Annotated in this window: 13 protein-coding genes, 3 rRNA genes and 1 pseudogene; 5 read left to right on the top strand and 12 right to left on the bottom strand. The window is 53.8% G+C overall.

What is annotated here, in order from left to right:
* The first annotated feature begins 172 nt into the window (after nucleotides 1-172).
* The 4 genes from dctP (at nucleotide 173) to CPH17_RS16200 (ending at nucleotide 5031) form a co-directional block, all read left to right on the top strand.
* Nucleotides 173-1276 (top strand): TRAP transporter substrate-binding protein DctP, encoded by a 1104-nt coding sequence (gene dctP, locus CPH17_RS16215; RefSeq protein WP_074395271.1) that lies wholly within the window; start codon nucleotides 173-175, stop codon nucleotides 1274-1276.
* A 70-nt stretch (nucleotides 1277-1346) separates the two neighbouring features.
* Nucleotides 1347-1850, top strand: a complete 504-nt coding sequence (locus CPH17_RS16210; RefSeq protein ID WP_074395270.1) for a TRAP transporter small permease subunit — start codon at nucleotides 1347-1349, stop codon at nucleotides 1848-1850.
* On the top strand, nucleotides 1847-3181 hold the full coding sequence (locus CPH17_RS16205; protein ID WP_074395269.1) for a TRAP transporter large permease: 1335 nt from the start codon (nucleotides 1847-1849) through the stop codon (nucleotides 3179-3181). The genes CPH17_RS16210 and CPH17_RS16205 overlap by 4 nt, the downstream gene beginning before the upstream one ends.
* A gap of 236 nt (nucleotides 3182-3417) precedes the next feature.
* Nucleotides 3418-5031: an ABC transporter permease gene (locus CPH17_RS16200; protein WP_082934190.1), complete on the top strand. Its 1614-nt coding sequence runs from the start codon at nucleotides 3418-3420 to the stop codon at nucleotides 5029-5031.
* A gap of 15 nt (nucleotides 5032-5046) precedes the next feature.
* Here the strand turns inward: CPH17_RS16200 and CPH17_RS16195 are convergent, their stop codons facing one another.
* Nucleotides 5047-6168 carry an ABC transporter ATP-binding protein gene (locus tag CPH17_RS16195; protein ID WP_074395267.1) on the bottom strand — a complete coding sequence of 374 codons (1122 nt, stop codon included), beginning with the start codon at nucleotides 6166-6168 and terminating at the stop codon, nucleotides 5047-5049.
* Nucleotides 6169-6367: 199 nt separating this feature from the next.
* On the opposite strand from CPH17_RS16195, the gene CPH17_RS16190 reads away from it, so the two are divergent.
* On the top strand, nucleotides 6368-7393 hold the full coding sequence (locus CPH17_RS16190) for a Fe(3+) ABC transporter substrate-binding protein (protein WP_074395266.1): 1026 nt from the start codon (nucleotides 6368-6370) through the stop codon (nucleotides 7391-7393).
* Nucleotides 7394-7471: 78 nt separating this feature from the next.
* Here the strand turns inward: CPH17_RS16190 and CPH17_RS16185 are convergent, their stop codons facing one another.
* From CPH17_RS16185 to rluD, 11 genes and pseudogenes are all read right to left on the bottom strand, one after another.
* Nucleotides 7472-7663, bottom strand: coding sequence for a hypothetical protein (locus CPH17_RS16185; protein WP_074395265.1), 192 nt, complete (start codon nucleotides 7661-7663; stop codon nucleotides 7472-7474).
* A 363-nt stretch (nucleotides 7664-8026) separates the two neighbouring features.
* Nucleotides 8027-8142: ribosomal RNA gene (gene rrf / locus CPH17_RS16180) — 5S ribosomal RNA — on the bottom strand.
* 136 nt (nucleotides 8143-8278) lie between these two features.
* Nucleotides 8279-11270 (bottom strand): 23S ribosomal RNA (locus tag CPH17_RS16175).
* Nucleotides 11271-11580: 310 nt separating this feature from the next.
* Nucleotides 11581-13113: ribosomal RNA gene (locus CPH17_RS16170) — 16S ribosomal RNA — on the bottom strand.
* Together the 16S, 23S and 5S rRNA genes form the textbook arrangement of a ribosomal RNA operon.
* A 455-nt stretch (nucleotides 13114-13568) precedes the next feature.
* Nucleotides 13569-14441, bottom strand: a complete 873-nt coding sequence (gene pssA / locus CPH17_RS16165; protein ID WP_074395264.1) for a CDP-diacylglycerol--serine O-phosphatidyltransferase — start codon at nucleotides 14439-14441, stop codon at nucleotides 13569-13571.
* A 135-nt stretch (nucleotides 14442-14576) separates the two neighbouring features.
* Nucleotides 14577-14708: pseudogene (locus tag CPH17_RS16160) on the bottom strand (ketol-acid reductoisomerase); the annotation flags it as partial.
* A gap of 233 nt (nucleotides 14709-14941) precedes the next feature.
* On the bottom strand, nucleotides 14942-15433 hold the full coding sequence (gene ilvN, locus CPH17_RS16150; protein WP_030074339.1) for an acetolactate synthase small subunit: 492 nt from the start codon (nucleotides 15431-15433) through the stop codon (nucleotides 14942-14944).
* Nucleotides 15433-17157, bottom strand: coding sequence for an acetolactate synthase 3 large subunit (locus tag CPH17_RS16145; protein ID WP_096300385.1), 1725 nt, complete (start codon nucleotides 17155-17157; stop codon nucleotides 15433-15435). Before CPH17_RS16145 ends, ilvN begins: the two co-directional genes overlap by 1 nt.
* Nucleotides 17158-17614: 457 nt before the next feature.
* Nucleotides 17615-20209 (bottom strand): ATP-dependent chaperone ClpB, encoded by a 2595-nt coding sequence (gene clpB / locus CPH17_RS16140; protein WP_074395262.1) that lies wholly within the window; start codon nucleotides 20207-20209, stop codon nucleotides 17615-17617.
* 148 nt (nucleotides 20210-20357) lie between these two features.
* Nucleotides 20358-21113: a peptidoglycan editing factor PgeF gene (gene pgeF, locus CPH17_RS16135; RefSeq protein WP_074395261.1), complete on the bottom strand. Its 756-nt coding sequence runs from the start codon at nucleotides 21111-21113 to the stop codon at nucleotides 20358-20360.
* Nucleotides 21110-22069 carry a 23S rRNA pseudouridine(1911/1915/1917) synthase RluD gene (rluD, locus tag CPH17_RS16130; protein WP_074395260.1) on the bottom strand — a complete coding sequence of 320 codons (960 nt, stop codon included), beginning with the start codon at nucleotides 22067-22069 and terminating at the stop codon, nucleotides 21110-21112. The genes pgeF and rluD overlap by 4 nt, the downstream gene beginning before the upstream one ends.
* Nucleotides 22070-22092: the final 23 nt, after the last annotated feature.

Raw genomic sequence — 22092 nt, 5'->3', positions numbered from 1 at the left:
TTTTGACCCTCGATTTAGCCAATCACTGATATTGCATTGCAATGGCCTGAGTGTGCTAATTTAACCATGCAGGGCAACATACCCCTTTACGTAAACGTAACGCATGCCAACTGCACTAACTGCATCCAAAAACTCTAAATAAATCAAAACGGCAACCAACAGGACCTACAACATGAAAAAAACTGCCAAGTTTGCCATTACAAGCCTAGCGGCCGGTGTTGCACTGGCGGCAATCTCCTCGACCGCTCACGCCCAACAAGAATGGACCATGACATCCACGTGGCCTGACAACCTGGATTTGATCAAAATTGATGAGCACTGGGTTGATCTGGTTAATCGCCTGGTCGGTGATGAGCTTGAAATCAACTTCCGCTCAGGCGGCACACTGATGCCTGGTACCGAAGTATTTGATGCCACAGAAACCGGCAGCATTGAAGCCGCTGGCGATTGGCCCGGCTACTGGGCAGGCCGCAGCCCGGCATTCTCACCCCTAGCCACTACGTCAAGCTTGTTTAACGGCGTGGACTACATGAACTGGATCCTGCAGTGGGGCGGCTGGGACCTTTATCAAGAAGTCTATGGCGACTACAACATGGTGTATTTGCCTTACGGCATTACCAATAACGAATCAGGCTTCATGGGTGGCACGCCTATTGAAAGCATTGCCGACCTCGACGGCAAACGGCTGCGCTTGTCTGGCCGCGACCAGGGTCGGGTGCTTGAAGAACTCGGCGGTTCACAAGTCACCCTCGCGGGTGGTGAAGTATACCAAGCGCTGGAGCGCGGCGTGATTGACGCTGGCGAATTCTCAACGCCGGGGGTCGACTATAAGGCTGGGTTTGGCGAAGTTGCTGAGCATTGGTCAGTGCCAGGCTGGCACCAGTCTGCCAGTGTTTTCGGTGTAATGATCAACAAAGACGCCTGGGATGAGCTGTCGGAAGATACCCAAGAAGCGCTAAAAATCGCCGCAGAAGCCACCATGGCCTGGTCACTTGCCTGGTCTGAGCGTGAGTCCACCGAAGCTACCGAAAAATTCATCGAAGACGGCATGGAAATCCACCCGCTGCCCGCCGAAGACCTTGAAGAAATTCAAAACATCACCAACCGGGTGATTGTCGAAGGCGCTTGCGAAGACCCCATGCACGCCAAGATCTACCATTCAATGGTGAGCTACATGGAGCACTACGCCACTTGGCGTGATCTCACGGTGCCCTTCAACATGAGTCGCTCTATCAGCAACCTTCCCGACCTCGAAGAAATCGAAGCCTGCCTCTAAACCCTGGTTAAAAGATCGCCTCAGCGCAGTGCGCTGAGGCGATCTTAAGTGCGGAACTTGGAGAACCTCCATGTATGCGATTGCTAAAGCCATCGATACGTTTAATGAGCTGTTTGGACGTATCGTGGCACCGTTAATTGCGCTGATAACGCTGATCGTGCTGTACGACGTGGCGATGCGCTTTTTTCTCGGGCGCCCCAGCGACTGGGCTTTCGATGTCACCAAAATGTTGTTTGGTGCCCATTTCATGCTGATGGCTGCTTATGGATTGCGCCACCATGTGCATGTTGAAGTCGATGTGCTGAAAAGGCTGTTATCCAACCGCAAACAGGCGGTCTTGACACTTGTGGGTTACGCGCTGTTTTTCGTGCCCTTCATCTGGATGTTTATCAATCAGGGCTGGAGCTTCTTCATACGCTCTTTCAGTCGCGGTGAAACCACTTACGGCATGGTGTCAATTCCAGTGTATCCCGTTAAGGGAGTTATCTTGGTCGCAGCAGTGCTAATTTTACTTCAAGCGATCGCGATTGTGCTACGCGCCATTATCCAATTACGCGAGGAGGCCACGACATGAACATCAGCCCCGAAATGCTGACGTTAGTAATGTTTGGTGGCTTGATGATTGGCCTTTTCATGGGCCACCCATTGGCATTTGTACTGGGTGGTGTCGCAGTAGTTGGCGCATTTTTAGGTCCAGGCACACAAGTTATGGGGACGTTGATCAATAACGTTTATGGCAACGCCATGGATAATTACGTTCTTGTCGCCATCCCACTCTTTATCCTCATGGCACGCTTTTTGAACGACTCAGGCGTTACCGAAAAAATGTTTGACGCCATGCGCCTGTTGCTCGCCAACCTACGTGGTGGGTTAGCACTGACAGTCGTAGTGGTTTCGGTGCTGCTTGCTGCGACGACAGGCATCGTGGGCGCTTCCATTGCGGTGATGGGCATGATTGCCCTGGTCCCCATGCTCAAATATGGCTACCACAAAGGATTAAGTACCGGCGTTATCATGGCGAGTGGTTGTTTGGGCATATTGATTCCGCCCAGCATTATGCTGATCTTGATGGCAAGCTATTCGCCGGTTTCCGTGGGCGCGTTGTTTGCTGGCGCCCTGGTGCCCGGGTTAATGCTGGGGGCCATGTATGCGCTCTACGTGCTGATTATTTGTCATCTAAAGCCATCATATGGGCCTGTTGTACCCGCTGAGGAACGGGCAGGTGTTAGCACTCGCGAGCTGCTCATCATGCTAGCGAAATATGTACTGCCACCCATGTCGCTGATCCTAGGGGTACTTGGTGCACTCTTCACCGGCATTGCCACAGCCACCGAAGCCTCGGCAATTGGTGTTTTTATCGCCTTCATGCTGTTTATGATTTTTGGTGATCGCCAGCTTAAAACGTGTTTCAACACCCTTATTGAAGCAAGCAAAACCACTACCATGGTAATGCTGGTGCTGGTGGGCGCTACCGCTTTCACCGGTGTCTTCTCACGCGGCGGTGGCATGGATGTTATCAGCGAGTTGGTGCTAGCAATGCCTGGAGGCACCATTGGCGCGTTAATTCTGATGCTTTTCCTGGTGTTTATCCTGGGCATGTTTCTGGACTGGACCGGCATCGTGCTGCTGAGCTTTCCGATCATGCTTCCGATCGTGGAAACCATGGGAGTCGACATGCTGTGGTTTGTGGTCATGGTAGCTGTGGTGTTACAGACCTCATTTTTGACACCACCGTTCGGTTACGCGCTGTTCTATTTAAAAGGCGTGGCTCCGCCCGGCGTTGAGACGCTTGACCTTTACAAAGCAGTGGTACCATTCGTTGCCCTGATCTTACTGGCCTGTGTGCTAATGGCCATATTCCCCTGGTTGATTACCGGCCTGCCAAGCTTAATGGTCGGCTACTAACCAGACGTCGCTAAGCTAAGTTCAGCCCGGTACTTTACCGGGCTTTTTTGTGCCCTCCGGTGCTTCCTAAGCGGCTGCAGCTTGCGGCTGCCAATGGTACTATTCCACGCCGTGTGCGCCGCATATCGCTGCGATGTCCGTTTGCTTTTGCAAGGAGCCTTCTCTTGTCCCGCTCTACTCCTGGTGAGTTAGCCGCAAAGCGGCGCAGGCCTCAGCAAAACTGGAACCTCTGGACCATGGTGTTAACCGGTGTCGCACTCGTGGTCGCGCTACCCGTCATTGTCGTGTTCACTCATATCGCGCTGCCTACCGATGGCGTCTGGCAGCATCTCGCCAGCACTGTCTTAACGCGATATTTGAACAACACCTTTTGGCTTGTTCTGGTGGTGGGTATCGGAACCCTGATTATCGGCACGGGTACCGCTTGGCTCGTTGTTATGTGCCGTTTCCCAGGCAAGCGATTATTTGAATGGGCATTGCTACTCCCCTTAGCGGTCCCCACTTATGTAATCGCTTACGCTTATACCGATTTTCTTCAGTTTGCAGGCCCGTTTCAGAGCTTTTTGCGCGAAATATTTGGCTGGCAACACGGCGATTACTATTTTCCCAATGTCCGTTCGTTAGGCGGCGCCGCTACGCTTATCACTGTCGTTCTGTATCCATATGTTTATCTATTAGCCCGCGCTTCCTTTTTAGAACAATCGGTATGTGTGCTCGATGTCGGCCGCACCTTAGGGCGCGGCCCGTGGCGGCTATTTTTCAGCATTGCAGTACCGTTAGCACGCCCGGCATTGGTAGGCGGCGTATCGCTGGTACTTATGGAGACACTCAATGAGTTTGGTGCGGTACAGTTTTTCGGGGTAGATACCTTCACTACCGGTATCTACCGCACATGGTTTGGTATGGGCGAGCCCGTGGCAGCTGCCCAGCTGGCTGCGTGCTTACTCAGCTTCGTCATTGTTTTGGTGTTACTGGAACGCTGGTCACGCGGCAAACGGCGCTACTTCCACACCACCAACCGGTACCAGCAATTGCCCGAATACGCGCTTCACGGATGGCGGGCGATAGCCGCTACCGTAGCTTGTGCCATACCAATCACCATTGGATTTCTGCTGCCTAGTGGCATCCTGCTTAACTTAGCGCTTACTGAAGGGGATACGCTATGGGGGCCACGCTTTATTGGTTTTGCGTGGAATAGCCTCAGTTTGTCGGCTATAGCAGCCTTGATAGCAGTCGGCATAGCGGTGCTACTCAGCTATGGCGTTCGGGTACACGATACCCCGCTCGCGCGATTTACCACCCGTATTGCTGCAATGGGCTATGCGATTCCCGGCTCGGTGGTCGCGGTAGGCATTTTAATTCCATTTGCGTGGTTGGATAACGTCATCAATACAGGCTTGCAGGCTTATAACGGTCAGATCGTCGGCCTAATCTTTAGCGGCTCAGCATTTATTTTACTCTACGCTTACCTAGTGCGCTTCCTTGCGGTTTCTTTTAATGCCGTTGAAGCCAGTCTCGGCAAAGTCACCCCGAGCATGGATGCCGCGTCTCGCACCCTGGGCCAAACCGCCGGCGGCACGCTGCGTTATGTACATACCCCTATAATGCGCAGCAGCTTACTCGCAGCAGGCATTTTGGTGTTTGTCGATGTCATGAAAGAGCTTCCCGCCACCGTCATTCTGCGACCGTTCAATTTCGATACGTTAGCGGTGAGAGCGCATAATCTAGCGTCTGATGAGCGCCTAGCTGAGGCCTCCACCTCATCACTGGCCATCGTTGTGGTCGGCATCCTGCCGGTGATACTGCTTAGTATGGCTATGCGGCGCTCACGCCCAGGGGCGTCGCCGTAACACCTAAACACTATTTTAGTGTGGCAAGCTATCCTCGGCTGAACGGGGAAACACAAATACCTGCGACAAATCCAAATGAATATCGATAGGTTGCCCTTCGGCTGGAAGGAAGACCCCCGGCACCCGTGCGTGCAGGTGAGCTTCCTGGCCATTCTCTGCATGTGCGCATAAATGCAGCAAGCTGCTGCGACCTAGCAACTTGGCCATCACAATATGACTATGCGTATGAATATTAGTGGGTAAGTCACGCTCAATGACACGCAAGGCTTCAGGGCGAATCATCACCCTAACGCCAGTGCCGTTGGCAAACCCCTCAGCCGGTACCCAACCAACAGGCGTTGCAACGTGCCCATCTTCCACTACTCCCTCAATCTCATTGACCTCACCAAAAAACGTCACCACAAAAGGGTCGTTGGGTGAGCAATATAACTCTCTCGGAGTGCCTGTCTGGACAATACGCCCATCGCGCATAAGCGCAATTCGATCAGCCATGAACATCGCTTCTTCAGGGTCGTGGGTAACAAGCAAGGTCGCGGCCCCGACCTTTTTTAAGACGTGCAATGTATCATCGCGTATACGGTCTCGTAGTCGAGCATCAAGGCTTGAAAATGGCTCATCTAAAAGCATCAGACGTGGTTCCGGGGCTAAAGCCCGAGCAAGCGCCACACGCTGCTGTTGCCCGCCTGAGAGCATATGGGGGTAGCTCGATGCATAGTCCGCCATTCCTAACTGCGATAGCAGTTCCTCGGCACGCTCTCGCCTATCGCTGGCGGATAGGTGCTTGAGCCCAAAGGTGACGTTTTCCAACACGGATAAATGGGGAAATAGCGCAGAGTCTTGAAACGCTAACCCAACGTTACGCTTCTCTGGCGGTACGTGGCGCAACCCTGGGGCTGCAATTTGTTCATCTTGCAGGCTGACGCTACCCTCTTGTAATGTTTCTAAACCCGCTGCGATACGCAGCAATGTGGTTTTACCGCAGCCTGAGGGGCCCAGTAGGCACACCACTTCTCCAGGTGCTACCGTCAAATCCACACCTTCCACAACGATATGATGGTCAAAAGCGTGCTGAACCTGATGCATCGTAAGCGCGGTCTCATTAAGCGCCTTTTGCTTAGCTGTCATCGTTGCCGTCATTGCGCCACCATTCTATTGGAGGGCCGCCTGTACGAAATGCGAACCACTGAATACGTTTGAAAGTAATTAACATTCTATTTTTTATTTGTCCTATATGCACGCTTCAACGCTAATAGGCTTGACGTTAACGGCACGAAACGCTTCAATCATCACGTTAATAATGCAACTTATTATCATTCATACAACAGGAAGATCACCCATGAAGACTGCACGCCTTACCGCGCCTATCGCGGTTGCTATCGCAAGCTCTGCTTTTGCTAGCCATGCGTTAGCTGATGAGCTCAATGTCTACTCTGCTCGTCACTACGATTCCGATGAGCGCCTGTATGATGCATTTACTGAAGAAACCGGTATTGAAGTCAATATCTTGGAAGGCGATTCCGATCAGTTGATCGAGCGCATCCAGCGCGAAGGTGCTGCAAGCCCCGCCGATATTATGCTGACGGTCGATGCTGGCAGGCTCTGGCGTGCAGAGCAGGATGGTATTTTCCAAGGCATTGAGTCAGACGTGCTTGATGAACGCCTGCCCGAATCAATGCGCCACCCCGAAGGTCGTTGGTTCGGCTTTAGCCAGCGTGCACGGGCGATCTATTACAATCGTGAAAATGTCGACCCCAGCGAGATCAGCAGTTACGAAGACCTGGCCAGCGACGATCTTGATTACAGCGTATGCATTCGCTCCTCCAACAATATCTACAACCAGTCGCTGCTCGCTTCGATGATCGAGCATCACGGCGAAGAAGGAGCCGAAGAGTGGGCTCAGGGCATTGTCGATAATATGGCACGCGATCCAGAAGGCGGTGATACCGACCAGATCCTGGGCGTTGCCAGCGGGGAATGCGATCTCGCGGTAGCTAATCATTATTATTATGTTCGCCTGCTTAAATCAGATGATGAGTCGGATCGCGAAGCTGCCCGCAAAGTTGGCATTATCTTCCCCAATCAGGATGAAAGAGGCACCCATGTCAACGTTGGTGGTGCCGGTGTCGTTGATGGTGCTCCAAACCAAGAAAATGCTGTTCAATTCCTTGAGTTTTTAGCATCCGATACCGCCCAGGAGATTTTCGCCTCGGGTAACAATGAGTTCCCCGTCGTGGATAGCGTTAAGCGTGATCCCGTCCTTGAGTCATGGGGCAACTTTAAGAAAGACGACGTGAATATTAACGCCTTGGGAGAAAACAACCCAGAAGCCATCCGCATTTTTGATCGGGTCGACTGGCGTTAATTTTTAGCGTTTAACAACGTAAAAGCCCTACTGTATACGCAGTAGGGCTTTCAGTATTTATAAGGTTAGATAAGAGGCTTACTCTTCCTCAGCAGCTTCTTCCATCTCTTCTCCGGTTTCTTCCATTTCTTCACCGGCATCGTCCATACTCTCATCAACATTTTCACCAGCCTCTTCTGCTGGCCCTTGCTCATCTTCACAGGCGGCTAACCCAACTGCCAGAAAAGCTAACAAGATAGCAACTCCAATCGTTTTCAGTCCTTTATACATAATCAAGCTCCTTTTATCACAGTAATAAAAAAATCAATTGCTGCTTAATATTAGATGCCATACATACACACCGCCAGTAACAAATCACTTATAACGTAAAAACCCCAGCCTATTGGCCTGGGTTTCTGCGGTGATATAGGCACCTGACGACCAGAGCGGCCTTCCGTCGGCCGGCACTCCGCGACGCTCCATGGGGAGAGACCCTGTTTTTCTTCCGCGCAACAAAAAGCCCCGAACACACTGTGCTCGGGGCTTTTCTAAATAAGTACCTGACGGTTACCCGGTCGGCGCTCCGATACTCTTCATGGGGAGACCCCTAAACACAAAGCCCCGACCAAACGGCCGGGGCTTCGCTAAATAAGTGCCTGACGATGACCTACTCTCGCATGGGGAGACCCCACACTACCATCGGCGCGAAGCGGTTTCACTGCTGAGTTCGGCATGGGATCAGGTGGTTCACGCTTGCTATGGTCGTCAGGCGTAACTTTAAATGTCTATCATGCTGTACGGTGTTTTGTGGCGTCTCTCTTACCAAGCCCTGTGTCGTCAACAGTCGGCTCAGTGCGCGTATCCGGTTCTCTCGTTATCATCACGACCAGACCCCTTGGGTGTTATAGGGTCAAGCCTCACGGGCCATTAGTACACGTTAGCTCAACACCTTGCAGCGCTTCCACACCGTGCCTATCAACCAGCTGGTCTCGCTGGGCCCTTCAGGAGGCTCGTGGCCTCAGGGATGTCTCATCTTGAAGGGGGCTTCCCGCTTAGATGCTTTCAGCGGTTATCCCGTCCGCACATAGCTACCCGGCAATGCCACTGGCGTGACAACCGGAACACCAGAGGTGCGTCCACTCCGGTCCTCTCGTACTAGGAGCAGCCCTTCTCAAACATCCAACGCCCACGGCAGATAGGGACCGAACTGTCTCACGACGTTCTAAACCCAGCTCGCGTACCACTTTAAATGGCGAACAGCCATACCCTTGGGACCGACTTCAGCCCCAGGATGTGATGAGCCGACATCGAGGTGCCAAACACCGCCGTCGATGTGAACTCTTGGGCGGTATCAGCCTGTTATCCCCGGAGTACCTTTTATCCGTTGAGCGATGGCCCTTCCATACAGAACCACCGGATCACTAGAACCTGCTTTCGCACCTGCTCGACGTGTCTGTCTCGCAGTCAAGCACCCTTATGCTCTTGCACTCATTGCACGATGTCCGACCGTGCTGAGGGTACCTTCGTGCTCCTCCGTTACGCTTTGGGAGGAGACCGCCCCAGTCAAACTACCCACCACACACTGTCCTCGATCCGGATAACGGACCTGAGTGAGAACGCCAATGATGCCAGGCTGGTATTTCAAGGTTGGCTCCCTTCGAACTGGCGTCCAAAGTTCAAAGCCTCCCAGCTATCCTACACAGGCAACATCAGCGTCCAGTGTGAAGCTATAGTAAAGGTTCACGGGGTCTTTCCGTCTAGCCGCGGGTACACCGCATCTTCACGGCGATTTCAATTTCACTGAGTCTCGGGTGGAGACAGCGTGGCCATCATTACGCCATTCGTGCAGGTCGGAACTTACCCGACAAGGAATTTCGCTACCTTAGGACCGTTATAGTTACGGCCGCCGTTTACCGGGGCTTCAATCAAGAGCTTCGGACGAATCCTAACACCATCATTTAACCTTCCGGCACCGGGCAGGCGTCACACCCTATACGTCCGCTTGCGCGTTAGCAGAGTGCTGTGTTTTTAATAAACAGTTGCAGCCACCTGGTATCTTCGACCGGTTCTCGCTTAAGCCGCGAGGGCTCTCACAATACGCCGGCGTGCCTTCTCCCGAAGTTACGGCACCATTTTGCCTAGTTCCTTCACCCGAGTTCTCTCAAGCGCCTTGGGATTCTCACCCTGACCACCTGTGTCGGTTTGGGGTACGGTCGCACATGATCTGAAGCTTAGAGGCTTTTCCTGGAAGCGTGGCATCGATGACTTCAACACCTTAGTGTCTTCGTCTCGTCTCTCGGCCTTAAGGGTCCGGATTTACCTAAACCCTCAGCCTACGGACTTTCACCAGGACTACCAACGCCTGGCTCATCTAGCCTTCTTCGTCCCCCCATCGCAACCATGTCCGGTACGGGAATATTGACCCGTTTCCCATCGACTACGCCTTTCGGCCTCGCCTTAGGGGCCGACTCACTCTGCTCCGATTAGCGTCGAACAGAAACCCTTGGTCTTCCGGCGAGGGAGTTTTTCACTCCCTTTATCGTTACTCATGTCAGCATTCGCACTCGTGATACCTCCAGCAGACTTCTCAATCCACCTTCATCGGCGTACACGACGCTCCTCTACCGCGCATTCCTAAGAACGCACCCGTAGCTTCGGTACCTGGTTTAGCCCCGTTACATCTTCCGCGCAGGCCGACTCGACTAGTGAGCTATTACGCTTTCTTTAAAGGATGGCTGCTTCTAAGCCAACCTCCTAGCTGTCTGAGCCTTCCCACATCGTTTCCCACTTAACCAGGATTTCGGGACCTTAGCTGACGGTCTGGGTTGTTTCCCTTTTCACAACGGACGTTAGCACCCGCTGTGTGTCTCCCACGCTCGCACTCACCGGTATTCGGAGTTTGCCTCGGGTTGGTAAGTCGGGATGACCCCCTAGCCGAAACAGTGCTCTACCCCCGGCGGTGATACGTGAGGCGCTACCTAAATAGCTTTCGAGGAGAACCAGCTATCTCCGAGCTTGATTAGCCTTTCACTCCGATCCACAAGTCATCCAAATCTTTTTCAACAGATCCTGGTTCGGGCCTCCAATTGATGTTACTCAATCTTCACCCTGCTCATGGATAGATCGCTCGGTTTCGGGTCTATATCCAGCGACTGTGTCGCCCAGTTAAGACTCGGTTTCCCTACGGCTCCCCTATACGGTTAACCTCGCCACTGAATATAAGTCGCTGACCCATTATACAAAAGGTACGCAGTCACCCCATCACTAAGCCACCTCTGCTTGTTTGGGTGGGTTGAACGTTGCAAGCAACGTTAACCGTCAAGCGGGGGCTGATGGTGTTCCACATCACGAAGAAGCTTAGTGATGGGGCTCCTACTGCTTGTACGCACACGGTTTCAGGATCTATTTCACTCCCCTCTCCGGGGTTCTTTTCGCCTTTCCCTCACGGTACTGGTTCACTATCGGTCAGCCAGGAGTATTTAGCCTTGGAGGATGGTCCCCCCGTCTTCAGTCAAGGTTTCTCGTGCCCCGACCTACTCGATTTCACATGATCAGATTTTCGACTACGGGGCTATCACCCGCTACGGCCGCGCTTCCCAACGCATTCGCCTAATCAGTCACATGCTTAAGGGCTGGTCCCCGTTCGCTCGCCGCTACTGGGGGAATCTCGGTTGATTTCTTTTCCTCAGGGTACTTAGATGTTTCAGTTCCCCTGGTTCGCCTCCTGGCCCTATAGATTCAGGACAGGATACCGATCTTGTGATCGGTGGGTTTCCCCATTCAGAAATGCCCGGGTCACAGGTTGTTTGCCACCTCGCCGAGCCTTATCGCAGGCTTCCACGTCTTTCATCGCCTCTGGCTGCCTAGGCATCCACCGTGTGCGCTTCATTGCTTGACCCTATAACCCGAAGGAGTCTGGTATCTCGCAATGATAACGATTGCCGGATACGCTTGAGACGTATCACAAAACAATTACGTAGGAACGTGTTCAAAACACGTTCCTGTCAGCATGATATACATTGTTAAAGAGCGACTGCTATGCGCAGTGATAAGCGGATGCTTTTTTCACTTTAAAAGAAAAAGAAAGGTCTTTAAAAAAAGGTCTTTTTTCTTTTTTCAATGTGAAGACAACGCTTATCACTGCGTATCGGCAGTTTCTTGATCAGGTAATTCATTGTGAGCGCTTACCGCGAGGATAATGCATCGTTTAAGGAGGTGATCCAGCCGCAGGTTCCCCTACGGCTACCTTGTTACGACTTCACCCCAGTCATGAACCACACCGTGGTGATCGCCCTCCAAAGTTAGGCTAACCACTTCTGGTGCAGTCCACTCCCATGGTGTGACGGGCGGTGTGTACAAGGCCCGGGAACGTATTCACCGTGACATTCTGATTCACGATTACTAGCGATTCCGACTTCACGGAGTCGAGTTGCAGACTCCGATCCGGACTGAGACCGGCTTTAAGGGATTCGCTGACTCTCGCGAGCTCGCAGCCCTCTGTACCGGCCATTGTAGCACGTGTGTAGCCCTACCCGTAAGGGCCATGATGACTTGACGTCGTCCCCACCTTCCTCCGGTTTGTCACCGGCAGTCTCCTTAGAGTTCCCGGCATTACCCGCTGGCAAATAAGGACAAGGGTTGCGCTCGTTACGGGACTTAACCCAACATTTCACAACACGAGCTGACGACAGCCATGCAGCACCTGTCTCTGCGCTCCCGAAGGCACCAAGGTATCTCTACCAAGTTCGCAGGATGTCAAGGGTAGGTAAGGTTCTTCGCGTTGCATCGAATTAAACCACATGCTCCACCGCTTGTGCGGGCCCCCGTCAATTCATTTGAGTTTTAACCTTGCGGCCGTACTCCCCAGGCGGTCGACTTATCGCGTTAACTTCGCCACAAAGTGCGCTAGGCACCCAACGGCTGGTCGACATCGTTTACGGCGTGGACTACCAGGGTATCTAATCCTGTTTGCTACCCACGCTTTCGCACCTCAGTGTCAGTGTCAGTCCAGAAGGCCGCCTTCGCCACTGGTATTCCTCCCGATCTCTACGCATTTCACCGCTACACCGGGAATTCTACCTTCCTCTCCTGCACTCTAGCCTGATAGTTCCGGATGCCGTTCCCAGGTTGAGCCCGGGGCTTTCACAACCGGCTTATCAAGCCACCTACGCGCGCTTTACGCCCAGTAATTCCGATTAACGCTTGCACCCTCCGTATTACCGCGGCTGCTGGCACGGAGTTAGCCGGTGCTTCTTCTGCGAGTGATGTCTTTCCTGGCGGGTATTAACCACCAGGCGTTCTTCCTCGCTGAAAGTGCTTTACAACCCGAGGGCCTTCTTCACACACGCGGCATGGCTGGATCAGGGTTGCCCCCATTGTCCAATATTCCCCACTGCTGCCTCCCGTAGGAGTTCGGGCCGTGTCTCAGTCCCGATGTGGCTGATCATCCTCTCAGACCAGCTACGGATCGTCGCCTTGGTGAGCCGTTACCTCACCAACCAGCTAATCCGGCATAGGCTCATCCGATAGCGGGAGCCAAAGCCCCCTTTCTCCCGTAGGACGTATGCGGTATTAGCCTGGGTTTCCCCAGGTTATCCCCCACTACCGGGTAGATTCCTATGCATTACTCACCCGTCCGCCGCTCGTCAGCATCCAGCAAGCTGGATCTGTTACCGCTCGACTTGCATGTGTTAGGCCTGCCGCCAGCGTTCAATCTGAGCCATGATCAAACTCTTCAGTTTAAAATCATTGTGATTCTTACTCACTACCCCGAAGGGCAGCAAAAGCGAACCAAACTTGGCTCAAGGGTCAAACGAATTCATTCAATATCGGCTTCGAAAAGCCGTAGTGCTTGAGTCGCTTGCCTTGATAATAGGTGATTTATCACCCTCATCGGCAAGCGCCCACATGAATTACCTGATCAAATTATTAAAGAGCGTTTCGCTTTACAAAACCGGCCAACCGGTGAACGGTTTGGCCTCAGCGAGGAAGGCGTATTCTACGTACTTCCAGGTGGTTGTCAATGACTAATTGGCGCGAGGTGATGCAAACCCACTGTCACCATCAGCAACCTAACTCACTGACAAACCGAGGGTTTTTAACCCCTTCCACCGCCAGCAACGCTTGGCGTCCCCGGCAGCGGATGCGTACTTTACGGTTTTAAAGACAGGTTAGCAAGAACCTCGGCAATAAAATTCTAACTTTTCGGCTTTGCCTTGCGCATAACAGCCAGTACAGGCCCCGAGAGCACATAGGCGCCGAACAGCAAAAGCAGCATGACAGATGGTTCAACGGAGATCATCACAAAGCCTAGCACCACCGCCAACAATACAACGAAAGGCACCGGCTTTTTAAAGTCGAGATCTTTAAAGCTGTAGTAGCGGATATTACTCACCATAAGGACGCCTGCCGCCGCCACCACGACCAGCATCAACAATTTGAAGCCGAAGGCATCCGCGTCAAAGCTGTGAAATGTCCATACACTGGCTGCCACTAAGGCTGCCGCAGAAGGACTGGGCAAGCCGATAAACCATTTTTTGTCCACACTACCAATCTGCACGTTAAAACGCGCCAAGCGCAGGGCCGCACAGGCAACATAGAGAAACGCCACGACCCAGCCGGTTTTACCGATATCTTGTAAAATCCAAGTAAAGGCCACCAGGGCCGGCGCCATGCCAAAGGAGATCATATCGGCCAGGCTGTCGTATTCGGCACCGAAAGCACTTTGCGTATTGGTCATTCGCGCAACTCGGCCGTCCAAACCGTCGAGCACCATGGCAATAAAAATGGCAACAGCCGCCGCCGTAAAGTCGCCATTGATACCCGCCACCACAGCAAAGAACCCTGAAAACAGTGCTGAAGTGGTGAATAAATTAGGCAGTAGATAAATTCCCTTGCGGCGGACTTTCTTACCATCCTCTACCGCCTCTTCAACCACTTCGGTTTCTCGCAGAAAAGCAGCGGCCAAATCTTCATTACCAACCGCCTCACTGCTTTCGCCTTTGCGGCCCTCTTGGCCATCTGGCCGCGAGGTAGATTCGTGCTCTTGATCACGAGCATCCTGAGTCATAGAAGTCATCCGTTGAATATGAAGTGACATGCAAAGCGTCTATTTCATTCTACACGGTGTGACGCACTCAGCCAGTCAATTACCGACGTACCTACCAAACGCAACGAGGCGCGCCCCGTTAAACTAAGTGACCACTTAGTTCTTAGATTTATCAACCAGCTGGTTGGCCGCAATCCAAGGCATTATGCCGCGCAGCTTAGCACCTACCTGCCCGATTTCATGCTCTGCGTTGAGGCGGCGGCGTGCGGTCATCGATGGGTAATTACTATAGCTACACACCGGCGACCCCGCCGATGTCATGACCCGCGTACTGGATGGCGCTGACGATATGGCAATAACCTCGCCCGCGTATCGCGTATACCGCCAAGTGCGCTGGCCTTTAAATCGCTCAAGCGCTCACCGTTAGTGTTTTTTTGGCAACCGTTAGCGCGCTAGAAAAGCCTTCGCATATAAAAAAGCCGCCCTGGGTAAGGGCGGCCTTCTTAGATTAAGTCAACGACTTACAGAGATAGCACTTTATCGCCACGAGCAATGCCAGAGACCCCGGTACGGGCGACCTCAAGGATGCCCACCGGCGCCATCGCCTGCAGGAAAGCATCCAGCTTCGAGGCATCACCGGTGATCTGCACGGTGTAGAGGCTCGGCGTAACGTCGACGATTTGCGCGCGGAAAATATCCACCGTGCGCTTCACCTCGTCGCGGGCAGCACCTAGCGCTTTTACCTTCACCAGCATGAGCTCACGTTCAATATGGTTGCCTTCGGTGAGATCCACCAGCTTGACCACATCAATCAGCTTATTAAGATGCTTGGTAATTTGCTCAATCACCCGGTCGTCGCCCACGGTGGTCACCGTCAGACGCGAGAGCGACGGGTCTTCTGTGGGTGCCACGTTAAGCGTTTCGATGTTGAAATTTCGCTGGGAAAACAGCCCGACCACACGCGACAGCGCACCCGGTTCGTTTTCCATCAGAATCGAGATGATATGACGCATCAGGTACGCTCCGTTTTAGACAGCAGCATGTCGCGCATGGCACCCAGCGGCACCTGCATCGGATAGACGTGCTCAAAAGGGTCGACCTTCACGTCAAGAAATACCAGCTCATGCTTGTCGGCAAACGCCCGTTCTAGCGCTGGCTCTAACTCATCCAAGGTATTAACGGTGATCGCGGTAAATCCATAGGCCTCGATCAACATATGGAAGTCAGGCAGCGACTCCATGTAGGAGTGGGCGTGGCGAGACTTGTAGTTCAAGTCCTGCCACTGGCGCACCATACCAAGTGAGGCATTGTTAAGGTTGACGATCTTGACGCCGATACCATACTGCTTACAGGTTGAGAGCTCCTGCATCATCATCTGGAAACTGCCTTCACCGGTGACGCACACCACATCATCATCCGAAAAGTTCTGCTTGATACCCATGGCGGCAGGAAAGCCAAAACCCATGGTGCCCAAGCCACCCGAGGTAATCAGCCGGTTGGGCTTCTCAAACTTGTAGTACTGCGCTGCGAACATCTGGTGCTGACCAACGTCGGTAGTGACGTAGGCTTCACCACGCGTCACGCGACACAGTGCCTCTACCACTTCCTGGGGCTTGAGAGGCTCACCGGGCTTGGCTGGCTCGTAAAGCTTGCCTTCACGGTCGGCGCGCCAGCCGTCAATTTTCTGCCACCAGTCGGTCAGCGCTTCAGGGTTAGCAATGCTTTGCCCCTGCACCAGACTAATCATTTCGTTAATAACGCTCGAAGCAGGCCCAACGATCGGCACGTCGGCACGCACGGTTTTGGATATCGAGCTCGGGTCGACATCCACATGGATAATCTTCGCCGTAGGGCAAAACTTCGATGTATTATTAGTCACACGATCATCAAAGCGCGCGCCAACGGCAATAATCAAATCCGCATGGTGCATAGCCATGTTTGACTCATACGAGCCGTGCATACCCAACCATCCCAGGCATTGCCGGTCGCTCTGGGGATAGGCGCCGATCCCCATCAGCGTGGTCGTGATCGGAAAACCCAGCTGTTTGACCAGATCGGTCAAGCCCTCGCTTGCCCTGCCTGTCACCACACCACCGCCGGTGTAAAACACCGGACGCTTGGCCTTGAGCATCATCTCAACGGCTTTTTTGATCTGGCCGGTATGCCCCCGGGTGACCGGGTTATACGAGCGCATCTTGACCTTTTTCGGGTAGACGTACTCGTAGCGCTCGGTGGGCGCGGTCATATCTTTTGGAATATCGACCACTACCGGGCCAGGCCGACCCGTTGCGGCTAAATAGAAGGCTTTTTTCAGCACTTCAGGAATTTCAGACGGGTGACGTATCGAGAAGCTGTGCTTCACGATAGGCCGCGTCACACCGACGATATCAGTCTCCTGGAAAGCGTCTTCACCGATCAGGTGGCTAGCCACCTGACCACATAGCACCACCATGGGTATCGAGTCCATGTAGGCGGTGGCTATGCCGGTCACGGCGTTAGTCGCACCAGGGCCAGAGGTGACCAGCACGCAGCCGGGCTTACCCGAGGCACGGGCGTAACCATCGGCAGCGTGGGTTGCCGCTTGTTCGTGACGCACCAGAATGTGCTTCACTTTGTCCTGACGGAAGAGCGCATCATAAATATGCAGCGCTGCACCGCCGGGGTAACCATAAATATATTCGATGCCCTCATCTTGCAAGAAGCGGGCGATCATATCTGCGCCGGAAAGCAATTCCACTGTATTTCTCCCCTGGAGGTCTCGAGTGCGATCCGCAGACGATTCTGCGGTGTCGAGTGCGGCGGTATGCCGCTGCCGGTCCATGCCGGCACCTGATGCCAAACCCTGGCATATGGCCCGGTTAGGGCCTGCACTCTCATCGGGAACCCTGATTTATGCGAGCACAAATCAGCGATCCCCTTTCACGGCGGTTTGCCGTGTCGGGGCGTTGGCCAGGTTCGGGCGGTTAGCCCAAGCCCGGAAATCCTTCGGCGGGTAAAGGTCTTCGCCTACCCTTCGCGCGGGGATTGGGGGTTACCCGTTGGTTCCGCGCCCGCAAATCAGGAACCCACAAGATTCCATTAGCATCCTCAGCCTGTCAACCTCCGATCAGGTTAAAGGCCATAAACGGCTAGTACTTGCATAAAAAAAGCCCCGCTGGCAACGCCCAACGGAGCTTAACAACACGGCGGTGGTATTAACTGAACACTAACTTGCCGTCTTGTGCACTGATATGGATAGTGTCACCCGGCGAGAACTTACCGGCTAGCAAATCCTGCGCCAAGGGGTTCTCAATACGGCTTTGAATGGCCCGCTTGAGTGGCCTTGCGCCATAGACAGGGTCGAAGCCTACCACGGCCAACTGCGCCATGGCGTCGTCGCTCACCTCCAGGCTTAGCTCGTGCTCAGCCAGGCGCGCTTTAAGGCGTTCCAGTTGGATGCCGGCAATCGCTTGAATTTGCTCCTGACCAAGCGCGTGAAAGACCACCACTTCATCGATGCGGTTGATCAGCTCAGGTCGGAAGTGGTTACCCACCACCTCCATGACCATGCTCTTCATCGACTCATAGTCGCTATCCTTATCAGCACTGACGTCACCGCCCATGCGCTGGATAATATCCGAGCCCATGTTCGAGGTCATGACGATCACAGTATTGCGGAAGTCCACCGTACGGCCCTGGCCGTCGGTTAGGCGGCCATCTTCCAACACCTGTAGCAGGATATTGAACACATCCGGGTGGGCTTTCTCTACCTCATCCAGCAACATCACCGAATAGGGTTTACGGCGCACGGCTTCGGTTAAATAACCTCCCTCTTCATAGCCGACGTAGCCAGGGGGCGCACCAATCAAGCGAGCCACGGAGTGCTTCTCCATAAACTCGGACATATCGATACGTACCATGGCCTCTTCGGTATCGAACAGGAAGTTAGCCAGTGACTTACATAGCTCGGTTTTACCTACGCCGGTGGGGCCTAGGAACAGGAATGAACCGTTGGGACGATTGGGGTCGGCAAGGCCTGCCCGAGAGCGACGTACCGCATTGGCTACCGCCCCGACCGCTTCATCTTGCCCAATCACCCGCTCGTGCAATGCCTCTTCCATGCGCAACAGCTTATCGCGCTCGCCTTCCAGCATTTTGGAGACGGGAATACCGGTCCAGCGGGAGACAACCTCAGCGATTTCTTCTTCTGTCACGTTGGAGCGCAGCAATTGATGGCTTGAGGTATCTGCTTCGCCTTCGCCGCTTTCGGCAATTTTCTTCTCTAGCTCGGGAATCTTGCCGTACTGGATTTCCGACATGCGGCCTAAGTCGCCCTGGCGGCGGGCCTGCTCAAGATCAATCCGGGCTTGCTCCAGCTCGGCTTTGAACTGCGCAGCGCCTTGAATGCTGGCCTTTTCGGCTTTCCATATTTCATCCAGATCCGCGTACTCGCGCTCCAATTCATGGATCTGGTTATTGAGTGCTTCCAAGCGCTTTTTGGTCGCCTCGTCCGTCTCTTTTTTAAGCGCTTCGCGCTCCATTTTGAGCTGAATCAAGCGGCGATCGAGCTTGTCCATCTCTTCGGGCTTGGAATCCAGCTCCATGCGGATACGAGAAGCCGCCTCGTCGATCAGGTCGATGGCTTTGTCGGGCAGTTGGCGATCAGTGATATAGCGCGTAGAGAGCTTCGCTGCGGCAATAATCGCCGAGTCGGTGATATCCACGCCATGGTGCACTTCGTAGCGCTCTTTCAAACCGCGTAAAATCGCTACGGTATCTTCTTCCGTGGGCTCATCGACCAGCACCTTTTGGAAGCGGCGCTCAAGCGCGGCATCCTTCTCAATATATTTGCGGTATTCATCCAGCGTGGTGGCACCGACGCAGTGCAATTCGCCCCGCGCTAGCGCCGGCTTGAGCATATTACCCGCATCCATGGCACCGTCCGCCTTACCGGCGCCCACCATGGTATGGAGCTCATCAATGAACAGGATGACCCGACCTTCTTCCTGGGAAAGCTCTTTAAGCACCGCTTTTAGGCGCTCTTCAAATTCCCCACGGAATTTAGCGCCCGCCAACAGCGAGCCCATGTCCAGCGACAGCACGCGTTTGTCTTTAAGGCCTTCGGGTACCTCGCCATCAACAATCCGCTGCGCCAGACCTTCAACGATGGCGGTTTTACCAACACCGGGTTCCCCAATTAAAACAGGGTTGTTTTTGGTACGCCGCTGCAGCACTTGGATGGTACGGCGAATTTCGTCGTCACGGCCTATTACCGGATCAAGCTTGCCGTCCAGGGCGCGCTGGGTCAGATCCAGTGTGTACTTATTAAGCGCTTCACGCTGATCTTCCGCATTAGGATCATCGACGGTTTCTCCACCACGCAAGCTGTTAATCGCAGCCTCAAGTGACTTTCGATCAATCCCTGCTGCTTTAAGCAGCTTGGTGACCGCCGAATTCATCTCCAATGCTGCCAACAGCACCAATTCACTGGCGATGAACTGGTCGCCGCGCTTCTGCGCTTCGCGGTCAGTTAAGTTAAATAGCTTGATGAACTCTCGCGATGGCTGCACTTCGCCATCAAACTGGCCCACCTTGGGCAAATCATCCAACTGTTGCACTAAACCATCGCGCAGACGTGAGCTGCTACCCTCGGCTTTTTCAATCAGCGCTTTGATGCCAGTATCTTTAGTGTCCAGCAGCGCCAGCAGCAGGTGAGCAGGCTCAAGCTGATTATGCCCACGGCCTACCGCAAGCGACTGCGCTTCGGCAATGCCGGCCTGGAGCTTGGCGGTAAATTTATCGAATCTCATGCAGTTCCTCCTGGGGGTGACCGCGCGTTTGGACGCGCGGCGTATCCCGACAACCTGTCTGTTAAACGTGCTAATCACGATTAGCTTGACAAGTTAAATGGCGTCAATTCCAGGAGGTTTCAAGGGGACGTGGTAGCAGCCAGCCGGTTTATTTGATCCAGATCACGCTCGCCATCCTTCCGGTATTGCCAACATCACGACGATAGGAATAAAAACGTGATTCACAGGCAGTACAGAAATGGCCACCGCTGATCTGATGAATTCCCAACGCCTCAAGGCGAAAGCGAGCCAACCGGTAAAGATCAGCCATGTAATGACCTAAGCGGTAAGGGCTGTGATCGAACGCTTCAGCCGTTTCAGGCTGAACGGCGACAAACGCGCCATACACTTCCGGCCCTACTTCGAACTGAGCATTGGAAATCGCAGGCCCCAACCAAACCAGAATATCATCCGGGTCGCTATTCATCGCCGCCACGGTGGCTTCCAGCACACCGGTTGCTAAACCACGCCAACCCGCGTGGGCAACAGCCACTTGGGAGCCCTGGCGATTACAAAACAATACCGGCAAACAGTCGGCGGTTAGCACCACGCAAGCATAGTCATTACCGTTAGCAATCGACGCATCTGCTTCCGGAACATCGGCCTGGAAGGCCTGTTGCACCCGCGCGCCATGGGTTTGCTTAAGCCACAAAAACGGGCGCTCATCGCCAATTTCTTTTCCCATAAGCCGCCGACACAGCGCCACGTGATCAGCGTTATCGCCCACATGAGACGCTGGGTTAAAAGCAGCAAAATTATCTTGGCTTGGCCCTGTTTCACGCGTGGTGACAAACGCCCGCACATTGCTCGGCGCCGGCCAGTCGGGTAGCAGCAACGTGGGCCTCAGGTCGATGGCATCGCTCATTGCATGGTCTCGCTATCGTCACGCAGGTAGTCCAATAACAGTAGTAGATCATCGGGTAGACCAGCGTGGAAAGTAAGCGTTTCGCCGCTAACGGGATGAACGAAACGCAGCTTGCGCGCATGTAGCGCCTGACGGGGAAATTCACGCAGAATTTCTTTCAAGGGCCCAGCAGCTCCCGGCGGTAGCTTGGCCCGGCCACCGTACAAGGGGTCGCCAATTAGCGGGTAGCGGGCATGCGCCATATGCACACGAATTTGGTGGGTACGCCCGGTTTCCAACTGGCAGCGAACGTGCGTATGGGCCCGGAAACGCTCCACCACACGAAAATGGGTCACCGCTGGCTTTCCCGAAGCGTTGACTGCTTGCCGCTTACGGTCTTTGGGGTGGCGTCCAATCGGCGCATCGATAGTGCTACCGGCGATCGGCTTGCCAATCACCACTGCATCGTATTGACGGGAAACACTGCGCGCCTGCAATTGCTCGACCAGAGTGGTTTGCGCAGGCAGCGTTTTTGCCACCATCATTAACCCGGTGGTGTCTTTATCAAGCCGATGCACAATGCCAGCTCGTGGCACTTCAGCCAACGCAGGGTGATGATGCAAGAGCGCATTCAATAAGGTGCCATCTGGGTTGCCCGCCGCCGGATGAACCACCATACCGGCCGGCTTGTTGACCACCATCACCGCATCATCCTCAAATACGATATCCAATGGTATGGCCTGCGGCTCAAAACGGGTATCCTCTTCGAGTGTCGCTTGCAACACCAGCATTTCATGCCCGTGGAGCTTGACTTTCGGCTTGGCTGGTTTGCCGTCTACGGTCAATTCGCCGGTATTGATCCACGCTTTTAAACGTTCACGGGAGTAATCACTGAACAACTCGGCCGCCGCTTGGTCCAAGCGGGCACCTGCCAATGATGTCGGCACGCGTTGCGTAGCTTCAACACTGCGAGGCATGGGATAATTTCCTTTGACGACAC

The organism is Halomonas sp. hl-4, from assembly GCF_900215475.1.
GTDB lineage: Bacteria > Pseudomonadota > Gammaproteobacteria > Pseudomonadales > Halomonadaceae > Vreelandella.
The sequence above is the reverse complement of the archived record's forward strand: the minus strand, read 5'-3'. Positions and strand labels throughout refer to the sequence as shown.

Coding starts and splice junctions, on each gene's coding strand:
- dctP (WP_074395271.1), top strand. CDS start 173: ATGAAAAAAACTGCCAAGTTTGCCATTACAAGCCTAGCGGCCGGTGTT.
- CPH17_RS16210 (WP_074395270.1), top strand. CDS start 1,347: ATGTATGCGATTGCTAAAGCCATCGATACGTTTAATGAGCTGTTTGGA.
- CPH17_RS16205 (WP_074395269.1), top strand. CDS start 1,847: ATGAACATCAGCCCCGAAATGCTGACGTTAGTAATGTTTGGTGGCTTG.
- CPH17_RS16200 (WP_082934190.1), top strand. CDS start 3,418: ATGGTGTTAACCGGTGTCGCACTCGTGGTCGCGCTACCCGTCATTGTC.
- CPH17_RS16195 (WP_074395267.1), bottom strand. CDS start 6,168: ATGACGGCAACGATGACAGCTAAGCAAAAGGCGCTTAATGAGACCGCG.
- CPH17_RS16190 (WP_074395266.1), top strand. CDS start 6,368: ATGAAGACTGCACGCCTTACCGCGCCTATCGCGGTTGCTATCGCAAGC.
- CPH17_RS16185 (WP_074395265.1), bottom strand. CDS start 7,663: ATGTATAAAGGACTGAAAACGATTGGAGTTGCTATCTTGTTAGCTTTT.
- pssA (WP_074395264.1), bottom strand. CDS start 14,441: ATGACTCAGGATGCTCGTGATCAAGAGCACGAATCTACCTCGCGGCCA.
- ilvN (WP_030074339.1), bottom strand. CDS start 15,433: ATGCGTCATATCATCTCGATTCTGATGGAAAACGAACCGGGTGCGCTG.
- clpB (WP_074395262.1), bottom strand. CDS start 20,209: ATGAGATTCGATAAATTTACCGCCAAGCTCCAGGCCGGCATTGCCGAA.
- pgeF (WP_074395261.1), bottom strand. CDS start 21,113: ATGAGCGATGCCATCGACCTGAGGCCCACGTTGCTGCTACCCGACTGG.
- rluD (WP_074395260.1), bottom strand. CDS start 22,069: ATGCCTCGCAGTGTTGAAGCTACGCAACGCGTGCCGACATCATTGGCA.